Origin of the sequence: Bradyrhizobium sp. ORS 375, assembly GCF_000239775.1 — a bacterium.
In the GTDB taxonomy this organism is placed as follows: Bacteria; Pseudomonadota; Alphaproteobacteria; order Rhizobiales; family Xanthobacteraceae; genus Bradyrhizobium.
This window is the reverse complement of record NZ_CAFI01000031.1, coordinates 1-13,081: the sequence shown is the minus strand read 5'-3', so window position 1 is coordinate 13,081 and position 13,081 is coordinate 1. Positions and strand designations below refer to the sequence as shown.

General features: G+C 67.5%; 11 protein-coding genes. 9 read left to right on the top strand and 2 right to left on the bottom strand.

From position 1 onward, the window contains the following. The first annotated feature begins 249 nt into the window (after positions 1 to 249). Positions 250 to 1,053 (top strand): nucleotide-binding protein, encoded by an 804-nt coding sequence (locus BRAO375_RS02810; protein WP_009025934.1) that lies wholly within the window; start codon positions 250 to 252, stop codon positions 1,051 to 1,053. Between the two features lie 329 nt (positions 1,054 to 1,382). Here BRAO375_RS02810 and BRAO375_RS02805 read toward each other — a convergent pair whose 3' ends face one another. Beyond that, entirely contained in the window at positions 1,383 to 1,850 is a 468-nt protein-coding gene (locus BRAO375_RS02805; protein ID WP_009025933.1) for a Crp/Fnr family transcriptional regulator, read from the bottom strand. Positions 1,851 to 1,921: 71 nt separating this feature from the next. Then, positions 1,922 to 2,803, bottom strand: a complete 882-nt coding sequence (gene mutM / locus BRAO375_RS02800; RefSeq protein ID WP_009025932.1) for a bifunctional DNA-formamidopyrimidine glycosylase/DNA-(apurinic or apyrimidinic site) lyase — start codon at positions 2,801 to 2,803, stop codon at positions 1,922 to 1,924. 105 nt (positions 2,804 to 2,908) lie between these two features. Here mutM and ubiE point away from each other — a divergent pair, with 105 nt between their 5' ends. The 8 genes from ubiE to BRAO375_RS02760 all read left to right on the top strand — a co-directional run bounded on the left by ubiE (position 2,909) and on the right by BRAO375_RS02760 (position 12,965). Next, a complete protein-coding gene (gene ubiE, locus BRAO375_RS02795) occupies positions 2,909 to 3,670 on the top strand; it encodes a bifunctional demethylmenaquinone methyltransferase/2-methoxy-6-polyprenyl-1,4-benzoquinol methylase UbiE (protein ID WP_009025931.1) in 762 nt (253 codons plus the stop codon). Next, the gene (gene ubiB / locus BRAO375_RS02790) at positions 3,667 to 5,241 is read left to right on the top strand and encodes a 2-polyprenylphenol 6-hydroxylase (RefSeq protein WP_009025930.1); all 1,575 of its coding nucleotides are present in this window, start codon (positions 3,667 to 3,669) and stop codon (positions 5,239 to 5,241) included. The genes ubiE and ubiB overlap by 4 nt, the downstream gene beginning before the upstream one ends. Before the next feature lie 267 nt (positions 5,242 to 5,508). Beyond that, positions 5,509 to 6,933 carry a bifunctional phosphopantothenoylcysteine decarboxylase/phosphopantothenate--cysteine ligase CoaBC gene (coaBC, locus tag BRAO375_RS02785; RefSeq protein ID WP_009025929.1) on the top strand — a complete coding sequence of 475 codons (1,425 nt, stop codon included), beginning with the start codon at positions 5,509 to 5,511 and terminating at the stop codon, positions 6,931 to 6,933. After that, positions 6,930 to 7,388 (top strand): dUTP diphosphatase, encoded by a 459-nt coding sequence (dut, locus tag BRAO375_RS02780; protein ID WP_009025928.1) that lies wholly within the window; start codon positions 6,930 to 6,932, stop codon positions 7,386 to 7,388. Before coaBC ends, dut begins: the two co-directional genes overlap by 4 nt. Before the next feature lie 191 nt (positions 7,389 to 7,579). After that, positions 7,580 to 10,087: a sensor histidine kinase gene (locus BRAO375_RS02775; RefSeq protein WP_009025927.1), complete on the top strand. Its 2,508-nt coding sequence runs from the start codon at positions 7,580 to 7,582 to the stop codon at positions 10,085 to 10,087. Beyond that, on the top strand, positions 10,084 to 11,613 hold the full coding sequence (locus tag BRAO375_RS02770; RefSeq protein WP_009025926.1) for a bifunctional tRNA (adenosine(37)-N6)-threonylcarbamoyltransferase complex ATPase subunit type 1 TsaE/phosphotransferase: 1,530 nt from the start codon (positions 10,084 to 10,086) through the stop codon (positions 11,611 to 11,613). The genes BRAO375_RS02775 and BRAO375_RS02770 overlap by 4 nt, the downstream gene beginning before the upstream one ends. Before the next feature lie 176 nt (positions 11,614 to 11,789). Then, positions 11,790 to 12,095, top strand: a complete 306-nt coding sequence (locus BRAO375_RS02765; protein WP_009025925.1) for a PilZ domain-containing protein — start codon at positions 11,790 to 11,792, stop codon at positions 12,093 to 12,095. Positions 12,096 to 12,242: 147 nt separating this feature from the next. Next, positions 12,243 to 12,965: a nucleotidyltransferase family protein gene (locus BRAO375_RS02760; RefSeq protein WP_009025924.1), complete on the top strand. Its 723-nt coding sequence runs from the start codon at positions 12,243 to 12,245 to the stop codon at positions 12,963 to 12,965. Positions 12,966 to 13,081 lie beyond the last annotated feature (116 nt).

The following is a 13,081-nucleotide window of genomic DNA, read 5'->3' as shown; positions in this document are numbered from 1 at the left end:
TTCCTAGCACCTTGCTATCAACTCGGAACGGCTCCCGCCGTAGTCAACCGGTCTGTCGAATCGCAGACCGGACGTGAGATAGTTCGAACAGTTTTGTCGGCGTGCTGATTCGGACCACCGCGATCCCTCCTCACAAGTCGGATCGGGCCGGGACTGTCCTGAGCGAGAATAGCTCTGCATCGCTTCACTCGATGCACTCAGCTTTGGCGTTCTCATAAGTTCCGTCAACATCCGAAGGACTGTCTCCCGATGTACACGATCGTTTTGGCCACGCAGAAGGGCGGCAGCGGCAAGAGCACGCTCGCCATTGGTCTCGCCGTGGCGGCCCAGCAGGCCGGCCACAAGGTGCGCGTGATCGAAACCGACCGCCAGGGCACGCTGACGAAATGGCAGGCGCGCCGCGCCGCCGGCGAGCCGATCGTCGAAGCCGTCTACGATGCGAAAATGATCGAGCCGCGCCTCCAGGCGCTCCAGCGCGACGGCGTCACGCTCTGCGTGATCGACACCGGCGCCGGCATCACGGCGTCGACGACCGCAGCGATCCGCTACTGCGATCTCTGCCTGATCCCCGCGCGTCCGAGCGTCGCCGACATCGAGGCCACGGCGCCGACGCTCAGCGTCGTCAGGGCCTGGCGCAAGCCGTTCGCCTTCGTGCTCAACCAGGCGCCGATCCGCGGCGGCCACCGCATCACCGACGCGACCACGGCGCTCGACGCCGACGCGCCGCGCGACATCGCCGAGGTGCTGGCGCAGCCCTTCATCATGATGCGCAACGACCACCAGGACGCGCTCGCCGCCGGCCTCGGCGTCACCGAGTTCGACGGCGACGGCAAGTCGGCGCAGGAGATCAAGAGCCTGTGGCGCTGGACCGCCGGCAAGCTCGCCGGCGACCACGTCATGCAGGAGGCGGGCGAACTGAAGGAAGCCAGCGAGCACGCCGAGATCGAATTCCCGATCATGCTGACCCCGCAGCCGGAAGAGCCGAAGCTGCCGGTGGCGCGCGTGTATCCCACCTGGGCCGACAACGGCATCAACTGGAAGGCGGGTTTGTAGTCGGAGGCGGGGTCTCAGCTCTCACCGCAAAGGCGGTGCGCTCCCTCGCCCCGATCTTGCGGGGAGTGGGTTGGGGTGAGGGGCCGCCGCTCGGGAAGTGTCAGTTCGAGACTCCCCCCGCAGCCGTAACGAACGATCCTTCTAGTTACTCGCTCCGTCATGCCCGCGCTTGTCCCGGGCATCCACGCCTCTCCCGAACGACGTGGACGGCCGGGACGAGCCCGGCCATGACGACTTGGAAATACCCGGGTACAAAAGTCCGATCGTCGGGTGCAGTGCGCCTCCGCCGCCAGCGCGGCACGCAAAGAGCCGCGCTACCGCGACCCGCCTTACCGCATCTCCAGCATCTTGATCCGCGCATCCGCGCGACGCAGGCGGCGGCATAGCTCGCGATTGATGTTCTGCATCACGATGACATAGGCCTGGATATCCGCTTTGTAGAACGCATAGAGCTCACGTGCCGTCAGCTCGTAAAGCACCGTCGGCGTCTCCGCCACGACCGTGGCCGACCTGTTCTGCATCTCCAGCAACGTCATCTCGCCGAAAAAGTCGCCAGGCTCCAGATTCGAAATGTGGATCACACCGCCTGTCGGCAGACGCTCGCTGACCTCCAGCGTGCCGCTGTGGACCACGAACATCGAACGCCCCGGCTCGCCCTCGGCGACGACGGTGGCGCCCGCCTCGAACCGGCATTCGACCAGCATGGACACGAGCCGATCGAGACTCGCGTCCGACAGACCGCCGAAGAACGGCGTAGCGAGCAGGAATGCCTTCAGGTCGGGCGAGCTGACAGCCATGAGCGGAGTATACGCCCGCACTAGGCCCCTACAAGCGCACCGCGGGCCCAACGCGCGTTCCAGCCGTCACCTCAGCGCTGGCACTTCGGACACCAGAACGTCGACCGCCCGTTCTGCACGAAGCGCTTCACCACGCCCTCGCAGCCGTCCGTCCGGCATGGTTCACCCTCACGGTCGTAGACCTGGAAAGAGTGCTGGAAATAGCCGAGCTCGCCCGTCGTCTGGCGGTGATCGCGCAGCGACGAGCCGCCGGCGCGGATCGCCTCGTTGAGCACCGTGTGGATCGCTTCGACCAGCCGCTTCGCGTGATCGGTCGGCTCACCCTTCCTAGTGGCGAGCGTTGCCGCCAGCCGGCGCGGCGACAGATGCGCGCGGAACAGCGCCTCGCAGACATAGATGTTGCCGAGGCCGGCAACCACGCGCTGGTCGAGCAGCGCCGCCTTCAGGCTGGTCTTCTTGCCCGCACAGGCGCGCGCCAGCATCGCCGCGTCGAACTCGTTGCCGAGCGGCTCCGGCCCGAGATCCTTGAGATGCGGCTCGTGTTCGATCTCGCCGCGGCCGATGATCTTCATGAAGCCGAAGCGGCGCGGATCGTTGAAGACGATGTCGGCGCCGGAGGACATGTGAAACACGACATGATCGTGCACGCTGTCCTTGCCGCGCGGATAGTGAAACTCGCCCGGCCTCTCCTCGTGGTCAGGCTTCACCACCCGGAACGAGCCGGACATGCCGAGATGCATCAGCAGCACGTCGCCAGAGCCGAGATCGGCGAGCAGATATTTGGCGCGGCGGCCTAGCCCCTTGACGGTCTGGCCCTGCAGGCGCTTCACAAAATCGGGCTGAAACGGAAATCGCAAGTCGCCGCGCCGCGCCTCCGCGGTGACGATCTTGGCCCCTTCCATGACCGGCTGCAGCCCGCGCCGGACGGTCTCGACTTCGGGCAGCTCAGGCATCCCAGTTCATTTCACCTTTTGCGTCGGCGACCATTCACCTTGTCCGGCTGACGTGATAGCGCCTTGGCCGCACCGGCGCTATGGTGCCGTATCGGAGTAAGGGTGATGGATCAGACGGACCAGACCACTCATTTCGGCTTCAGGGACGTGCCTCTGGGCGAAAAGCAGACGCTGGTGAACGACGTGTTTCACAGCGTGGCCTCCCGCTATGACCTGATGAACGACCTGATGTCGGGCGGGCTGCACCGCGTCTGGAAGGACATCATGATCAACACGCTGAACCCGCCGAAGAGCGATGCGCCGTTCGCGCTGCTCGACGTCGCGGGCGGCACCGGCGACATCTCCTTCCGCGCCGCCAAGAAGGCCGGCGCCGGCTTCCACGCGACGGTGTGCGACATCAATGGCGACATGCTCGAGGTTGGCCGCCAGCGCGCGCTCAAGCAATATCTGGAGGACAAGGTCTCGTTCGTCGAGGGCAATGCCGAGAAGCTCGCCTTCCCCGACCGTTCCTTCGACGCCTATACGATCGCCTTCGGCATCCGCAACGTGCCGCAGATCGACCTGGCGCTGGCGGAAGCCTACCGCGTGCTCAAGCATGGCGGGCGCTTCCTGTGCTTGGAGTTCTCGACCGTCGAGGTGCCCGGGCTCGACAAGCTCTACGACCTGTTCTCGTTCAACGTGATCCCGCAGCTCGGCCGCGCCGTCACCGGCGACGCCGAGTCCTACCGCTATCTCGTCGAATCCATCCGCCAGTTTCCGCGCCCGAACGCCTTCGCCGAGATGATCTCGGCCGCCGGCTTCTCGCGCGTCTCCTGGCAGACCCTCTCGGGCGGCATCGTCGCGCTTCATTCCGGCTGGCGTTTGTGATCTCAGCACTGACCCATATTACGCGGCTCGCCCGGGCCGCTTTGGTGTTCGCGCGCGAGGGCGTGTTCGGCGTGGTCGATCCCAGCCTCGTCGCGCCGCCCGGGCAGCTCGCACTGAAGCTCGCGCGACTGGTCGAACGCCCCGGCGCCAAATCCGGTCCCCGGCTGTCGCGCGCGCTGGAGCGGATGGGGCCGGCCTATCTGAAGCTCGGCCAGTTCCTGGCGACGCGGCCGGACGTCGTCGGCGTCGTCATGGCGCGCGATCTCGAATCCCTGCAGGACCGGCTGCCGCCGTTCCCGCAGGCTGAGGCCGAAGCCGTCATCGCCACCGCGCTCGAACGGCCGATCAGCCAGCTGTACACCTCGCTCGGCCCGCCGGTCGCGGCCGCGTCGATCGCGCAGGTGCATCGCGGCGAGGTTGAGCGCGACGGCATCCGCACGCCGGTCGCGGTGAAGGTGCTCCGGCCGAACGTGTCGGCGCGCTTCCGCCGCGACCTCTCCGACTTCTTCTTCGTCGCCGAGAAGGCCGAGGCGCATTCGTCCGAGGCGCGTCGCCTGCGGCTGGTCGAGGTCATCAACACGATGTCGCGCTCGGTCGCGATGGAGATGGACCTTCGGCTGGAAGCGGCGGCGCTCTCCGAGATGGCGGAGAACATCAAGGATGATCCCGACTTCCGCGTGCCCGCGGTCGACTGGGACCGTACCGCCAACAATGTTCTCACCATGGAGTGGATCGACGGCATCGCGCTGAACGACCACGCCCGCCTTGCCCAGGCCAATGTCGATCTGCCCGATGTCGGCCGCAAGGTGATCCAGAGCTTTCTGCGCCACGCGCTGCGCGACGGCTTCTTCCACGCCGACATGCATCCGGGAAACCTGTTCCTGGACAAGCAGGGGCGGCTCGTCGCGGTCGATTTCGGCATCATGGGCCGGCTCGGCATGAAGGAGCGGCGCTTCCTTGCCGAGATCCTGCTCGGCTTCATCACCCGCGACTACCGCCGTGTCGCCGAGGTGCATTTCGAGGCCGGCTACGTGCCGCCACATCATTCGGTGGAGAATTTCGCGCAGGCCATCCGCGCCATCGGCGAGCCGATTCACAACCGCACGGCCGAAGAGATCTCGATGGCCAAGCTGCTGACCCTGCTGCTCGAGGTCACCGGCCTGTTCGACATGCGCACCCGGCCCGAGCTGATCCTGCTGCAGAAGACCATGGTGGTGGTCGAGGGCGTCGCGCGCGGCTTCGATCCCAAGCTCGATATCTGGAAGGTCGCCGATCCCGTGGTGCGCGAATGGATCGAGCGCAATCTCGGCCCGCTCGGCCGCATCGAGGGCGCCGTCACCGGCATCGGCGAACTGGCGCGCCTGACCGCCACCCTGCCCGTGCTTGCCGCGCGCGCCGCCGCCGTGCTCGAAAACCTGGAAACGATGACCCGCGACGGCCTCCGCTTGTCGCCGGAAACCATCGCCGCCATGGGCCGCACCGAAGGCAAGAAGAGCCGCTGGCGGGCGATCGCGCTGTGGGTGATCGCGCTGACATTCATCGGAATCCTGTTCGCGGTGCTGCGGCTCTGAGGCAGACTGGCAGCCATCGACAAGCACGAGCGCGCTACAGCCCCAGCTGTCATCGCCCGGCTTGACCGGGCGATCCAGTACGCGGCGGCCGTAGTGATTGAATCGATGGGCCGCGGCGTACTGGATGCCCGCCTTCGCGGGCATGACAGCTGTTTCTGCTGCAGCATCCGGGACCAAGTCAAAGCTGGCTGACCCTCGAGAGTTGATTGCACTGCATGCATTTTCTGCTAGCATTGCTTTCATAACGCCAATGCTGGGGAGGCGGTCATGGCCAGCCTGACCATCCGCAAGCTCGACGATTCGCTGAAGACCTATCTCCGGCTGCGCTCAGCGCAGAACGGCCGCTCCGTCGAGGAGGAAGTCCGGGTCATCCTGCGCGCGCTGACCGAGCCGGCTGATCCCTCGGAGCCACCATCAACGCCCCTTCCGGCCACCCTGCCCGAACCACTGGTGCCGCAGCCCGGCTCGGCGCGCGAGGCCCGCGTCACCCTGATCATCGGCGGCGGCATCGCCGCATACAAATCGCTCGACCTGATCCGGCGCCTCAAGGAGCGCCACATCCACGTCCGTTGCGTCATGACCAAGGCGGCGACGCAGTTCGTCACCGAGCTGGCTGCGTCAGCGCTGTCCGGCGACCGCGTGTTCACCGACCTGTTCGACGCGCGCAGCGAGTTCGACGTCGGCCATATCCGACTGGCGCGCGACTGCGATCTCATTGTCGTGGCGCCGGCGACCGCCGACCTGATGGCCAAGATGGCGCAAGGCCATGCCGACGATCTCGCCAGCGCTATCCTGCTCGCCGCCAGCCGGCCGATCCTGCTGGCGCCGGCGATGAACCCGATGATGTGGAGCAATCCCGCGACCCGCCGCAACGCCGCGACCCTGCAGCGCGACGGCGTCCACATGATCGGGCCGAATGCCGGCGAGATGGCCGAGAAGGGCGAGGCCGGCGTCGGCCGCATGGCCGAGCCGACCGAGATTGCGGAGGCCGTGGTCGCTATGCTCAAGCCGCCGGTGCCGCGCCCGCTGGCCGGTCGGCGCGTGCTGATCACCGCGGGGCCGACGCATGAGCCGATCGACCCGGTGCGCTACATCGCCAACCGCTCCTCCGGCAAGCAGGGCTTTGCCATCGCTGCCGCTGCGCAAGCCGCCGGCGCCGACGTGCGGCTGATCACAGGCCCGGTCGAGCTGGCCGATCCCAAGGGCGTCAGGGTCACGCACGTCGAGTCGGCGCGGCAGATGCTCGAGGCCGTCGAGGCCGAGCTGCCCGCTGATGTCGCGATCTTCGCTGCCGCCGTCGCCGACTGGCGGGTCGCCAATGAAGGCGGTCAGAAGCTGAAGAAGACCGACAAGGCGATCCCGCCGCTGCAGCTGGTCGAGAACCCGGATATCCTCGCCACGATCTCCAAGCTGAAGGAGAAGCGCCCGGACCTTGTCATCGGCTTCGCGGCCGAGACGGAACATCTCATCGACAACGCGAAAGCGAAATTCGCGCGCAAGGGCTGCGACTGGATCGTCGCCAACGACGTGTCGCCCGCGACCGGCGTGATGGGCGGCGATCGCAACACCGTGCATCTCTTGACGAAGGACGCCGACGGCGTCCATGTCGCGTCGTGGCCGATCATGACCAAGGACGAGGTTGCGACCGCCTTGGTCGCCGAGATCGCGAGAACCGTGGGACAATCAGCGTGACACAGACGATCGCGATCGACGTTCGCATCCTGCCGCATGGCGCGGGCTTGCCGCTGCCGGCCTATCAGACCGCGCATGCCGCCGGCATGGATCTGCTCGCCGCCGTGCCTCCCGATGCGCCTATCGTGCTCGGCCCCGGCAGCCACGCCATGGTGCCGACGGGATTGTCGATCGCGCTGCCCGACGGCTACGAGGCGCAGGTGCGGCCGCGCTCCGGGCTCGCCGCGCGGCACGGCGTCACCGTGCTGAACTCACCCGGCACCGTCGACGCGGACTATCGCGGCGAGGTCTGCGTGCTGCTGATCAATCACGGTCAGGAACCGTTTACGATCAAGCGCGGCGAGCGCATCGCGCAGCTGGTGATCGCGTCCGTCGTGCGCGCCGAGCTCACGATCGCCACGACGTTGTCGGAGACGGTGCGCGGCAGCGGCGGATTCGGTTCGACGGGCCGTTGAACTACGGACCTCGCCATCGTTCCGACTCGCCTATGCCCATCGATGAACGCATTTTCATTCCGTGCAACCACCGTTCACGGTCTGGACTCTTACCGCTGGAGTCCCGAAGCGGTTATTGTTGATTGATTCGTGAAACGGCGCGGTCGACCCGATCTGCGCCGCGCGGAACTTTCGTGCGGTTTGGGGCAAATATGTCGGGCGTGATCGTGGTGATGCGTCAGACGCTGCTGTCGTGCACGTCACTCGCGCGCAAGGGCCTGATGGGTCTCGCTGCGACTGCGCTTGCGCCGGCCACACCGGTCCTCGCGGGCGATGGCGTGCCGGCGGATGCGATTTCGACTCTGTTCGAGCTGAGCCGATCGGACGTCGCCGAGGTCACGGCGATGCTGGCGCTGCTCGGCTTCTCCGTCGTCGCCGCGATCGCGCTGGTGCGCACGCGGCTTGCGGCATCACGAAAGGAGGCGCGGCTGCGCGCCGATGTCGCCGAGCTGCAATTGCAGGCCGATCGCTATCGCGCGCTGCTGTTCGCCGAGCCGCAGATCCTGATCGCCTGGCCCGCGGGCGGTCACCGCCCCCAGATCTCCGGCGACACCTCGATGCTGGTGCCGCAGGATCAGCCGCAACGTATCCTCGCTTTCGGAACCTGGCTGCCGCCGGAGCCGGCGCTGCAGCTCGACCACGCCGTCGAGGCGCTGCGCGAGGCCGGCGAAGGCTTCATGCTCAACCTCACCACCTCGCACGGTCACGCCATCGAGGCGATGGGCCGCGCCATCGGCGGCCAAGCCATCGTGCGCATCCGCGAGCTCTCCGGCCTGCGCCGCGAGCTCGCCGAGACGCAACTGCGCTTCAAGGCGCTGGGCGACGAGACGGAGTCGTTGCGCGCGCTCGCCTCCGCGCTGCCGTGGCCGATCTGGGCGCGGCAGGCCAACGGCGCACTCTCTTACGCCAACGCCGCCTATGCCCGCGCCGCCGATGCGCGCGACGTGCCCGACGCGATCAGTCGCAATCTCGAGCTGCTGGATTCCGCCGACAGAACCGACCTGCAGCGCGCGCTCGGCGCCGGGGGCCATTTCGAGGGCCGCCTGCCGATCGTGACCGGCGGCGAACGCCGCATGCACGACGTCCGCGCCTTCACGCTCGGCGGCGGCAGCGCCGGCGTCGCGATCGATGCCAGCGAAGCGGCAGCGCTGAGCGACGCCCTGGTGCGGATGCACGAGGCGCATCGGCGTACGCTCGACCAGCTGTCGTCGGGCGTCGCCGTGTTCGACGGCCAGCGCCGGCTCGCCTTCTACAACGACAGCTATCGGCGGCTCTGGGATCTCGACACCGCGTTCCTCGACAGCCAGCCGGACGACTCCTCCGTGCTCGACCGCCTTCGCGCCTCGCGCAAGCTGCCCGAGCAGGCGGACTTTCGCGCCTGGAAGGCCAAGCTGCACGAGGCCTATCGCGCCGTCGAGGCCGCCAAGGACACCTGGTTCCTGCCCGACGGGCGCGCGCTATCGGTGGTCACCACGCCCAACCCAGAGGGCGGGGTCACCTATCTGTTCGACGACGTCACCGAGAGCTTTGCGCTCGCCCGTCGTTATGACGGTCTGATCCGCGTGCAGCGCGAGACGCTCGACAGCCTCGCCGAGGGCGTCGCCGTGTTCGGCTCGAACGGCCGCGTCGAGCTGTTCAATCCCGCCTTCGCCAAGATGTGGCGGCTGTCGCCGGATAGCCTGCGCGAGCATCCGCACATCGACACCGTCGAATCCTGGTGCCGGTCGATCTACGACGACAGCGTCGCCTGGCGCACCATCCGCGAGGCCATCACCTCGATCGAGAACCGGCTCGACGTCGCGCTCAAGCTCGAGCGCAAGGACGGCAGCGTGCTCGACTGCATCAGCCGTCCGCTGCCGGACGGCGCGACGATGCTGACGTTCCAGGACATCACCGATACCGAGAATGTCGAGCGGGCCCTGCGCGAGAGCAACGAGGCGCTGGAAGCCGCCGGCCAGATGAAGATCGACTTCGTCCACCACGTGTCCTACGAGCTGCGCGCACCGCTGACCACGATCATCGGCTTCGCGCATTTCCTGTCGGATCCGTCGACCGGGCCACTGACGCCGAAGCAGGCCGAGTATCTCGACTACGTCACCAAATCGACCAACGCGCTTTTAGCGCTGACCAACAACATTCTCGACCTCGCCACCATCGACGCCGGCGCGATGAAGCTCGAGCTCGGCCCCGTCGATGCCGCCAAGGCGATCGAGGCCGCGGCCGAGGGCGTGCAGGACCGCCTCGCCACCGACCGCATTCGCCTCGAGGTCAAGGTCGCCGCCGATGTCGGCAGCTTCGTCGGCGACGAGCGCCGCGTCGTGCAGGTGCTGTACAATCTGCTCGCCAATGCCGTCGGCTTCTCGCCGCAGGACTCCACCGTCGTCGTGTCCGCCCGCCGCACCGATCACAGCGTCGCCTTCTCGGTCACGGACTCGGGCCCGGGCATTCCGGCCGACATCAAGGACCAGATGTTCGACTGGTTCGTCAGCCGCTCGCAGGGCTCGCGCCATCGCGGCGCCGGGCTCGGCCTGTCGCTGGTGCGCTCCTTCGTCGAGCTGCATGGCGGCAAGGTGCGGATGGATTCGGTGGTCGGCAAGGGCACCACGGTCACCTGTGACTTCCCGACCGACCACATCGCGCAACGCAACGCCGCGGAATGACGGACCGACACACATTCACGACCGCGCTGGCGGACGAGACCGCAACCGCCGCCCTGATGGCCGACCTCGCTTTGCTGATCGGCCCGGGCGTGCTGATCACGCTGACGGGCGACCTCGGCGCCGGCAAGACGGCCGCGGCGCGGGCGATGATCCGCTATCTCGCCGACGATGCCGAACTCGAGGTGCCGAGCCCGACCTTCACCCTGGCGCAAAGCTACGATTTGCCGAGCTTCCCGCTGGTGCACGCCGATCTCTATCGCATCAGCGATGCCTCCGAGCTGGAGGAGATCGGGCTGTCGCCGCTGCCGGAAGCAACGGTGGTGCTGATCGAATGGCCCGAGCGCGCCGGCGATGCGCTGCCGCAGGACCGGATCGACATCGCGCTGCGCCACGATGCAGCCCAGGGCGACAGCGCGCGCAATGCCGAGATCAGCGGCACCGGCAAGGCGGCGGCGATCGTGGCGCGGCTGAAGGCGCTGCGCGACTTCCTCGCCGAGGCCGGGCACGCCAAGTCGCGTCGCGAGCGCATGGCCGGCGACGCCTCGACCCGCTCCTACGCCCGTCTCTACAAGGGCGAGCGCGTCTTCATCCTGATGAACTCGCCGAAGCGGCCGGATGGTCCAGCGATCTACAACGGCAAGCCCTATAGCGGCGCCGTGCATCTCGCCGAGGACGTCCGCCCCTTCGTCGCCGTGGCCGGCGCCCTCCGCGGGCGCGGCATCTCCGCCCCGAAGATCAACGACGCCGATCTCGACCACGGCTTCCTGGTCACCGAGGATCTCGGACGCGAGGGCGTGATCGAGGGCGATCCGCCGCGCCCGATCGTCGAACGCTACGAGGCCGCGACCGATCTCCTGGCCGCACTGCATGCGCAGGACGTTCCGGCCGTGCTGCCGCTGGCCCCGCAGGTCACCTACAAGGTCCCGACCTTCGACGTCGACGCCATGCTGATCGAGATCAGTCTGATGCTCGAATGGTACCTGCCCGATCGCGGCGTCGAGCCGTCGCAGGTGCTGCACGCCGAATTCCTGGAGATGTGGCGCGACCTGCTGGCAGAGCCGCTCGCGGCCAAGCCGACCTGGGTGATCCGCGACTATCACTCGCCGAACCTGCTCTGGCTGCCCGCCCGCGAGGGCATCGCCAGGGTCGGCGTGATCGACTTTCAGGACGCCGTGATGGGCCCGCCGGCCTATGATGTCGTATCGCTGGCCCAGGACGCCCGCATCGATGTCCCGGCCGACATCGAGCAGGCACTGCTCGCCCGCTACATCGCCGCGCGCCAAGCTGCGTCCGCGGACTTCGACGCCGACGAATTCCGCGCGCACTACGCGATCATGTCCGCGCAGCGCAACACCCGCCTGCTCGGCACCTTCGCCCGCCTCAACCGCCGCGACGGCAAGCCGCACTACCTCAAGCACCAGCCCCGCATCTGGGACTACCTGCATCGGTCACTGGCGCACGCGGCGCTCGAGCCATTGCGCGGCTGGTACGCGACCAACGTGCCGTCTCCGGCCGGCGTAGCTTGAGCCGACCTGTTTGAGGCGCCACTGGTGCCCTCCCCTCCCCCTTGCGGGGAGGGGAGCAGACCGCCGCTGCGGCGGCAGTGGAGCCCAAGCCCCCCGTAGCTTTACCGGTTCTTAGCCATCCCCGCTTACCTTGGCCCCACGGCGCCCGGTCGCGCCGGGCGTGAACGGAGGGTGCGATGGCGGAGCGGATGAAGGGCGAGCGCGTCGTCTTCGAGCGCGGCATCCCGGCTTTCATGATGGGCATCGACGGCACCTGGCGGCGCAATTGCACCATCGAGGACGTCTCCGAGACCGGCGCCAAGCTGACGGTCGAGGGCTCGGTGGAAGGCCTGCATCTGAAGGAATTCTTCCTGCTGCTGTCGTCGACCGGCCTCGCCTACCGTCGCTGCGAGTTGGCCTGGGTCAACGGCGACCAGATCGGCGTCACCTTCCTGAAGCAGGGCAAGAAGAAGACCAACAAGCGCGCGGCCGCCGAGGTCTGACGGCGGCCTCTGCGGCATCTTGCATCACGACGGCGTCCGGGCCGTCGCATATTCGTCATCGGCCCAAGCTATCGCACCCGGTCGAGACGATAGATGTTTTTGCGTGGTATGATTCGCGCGTACCACCTTTGATCGAGATGCCCTGAGATGCCCGTCAAGCCGCACAAAGCCATGGTCCTCGCCGCCGGTCTCGGATTGCGCATGCGCCCGCTGACGGAGACAATGCCCAAGCCGCTGGTGCGCGTCGCCGGGCGTGCGCTGCTCGACCATGTCCTGGACCGCCTCGCCGAAGCCGGCGTCACCGAGGCCGTCGTCAACGTCCATTATCTCGCCGATCAGATCATCGCGCACACCGCGACGCGCACCGCGCCCCGCGTGATCATCTCCGACGAGCGCGACCAGGTGCTCGGCACCGGCGGTGGCGTGATCAAGGCGCTGCCGCTGCTCGGGCACGAGCCGTTCTTCCACGTCAATTCCGACACGATGTGGATCGAGGGCGTGCGCCAGAACCTCTCGCGTCTCGCCGACGCGTTCGATCCCGAGCGCATGGACATCATGCTGCTGATGGCGCCGACCGCGACCTCGATCGGCTACTCCGGCCAGGGCGACTACGCCATGCTCGCTGACGGCACCCTGCGCAAGCGCCGGGAGCACCAGGTCGTGCCGTTCGTCTACGCCGGCGCGGCGATCATCTCGCCGGCGATTTTCGACGGCGCGCCGTCGGGCGAATTCTCGCTGACCAAGATGTTCGACAAGGCCAACGAGCACGACCGCCTGTTCGGCCTGCGCCTCGAAGGCGTCTGGATGCATGTCGGCACGCCGGCCGCGGTGGCCGAAGCCGAAGAGGCGCTGCTGGAGAGCGCGGCGTAATCTCCGTCCCGACGCACAGCGCGACCCGATGCGGCGACGCTTACGTTTGTCTCCGTCATTGCGAGCGCAGCGAAGCAATCCAGGGCTCCAGGCGTGGCTCTGGATTGCTTCGCTGC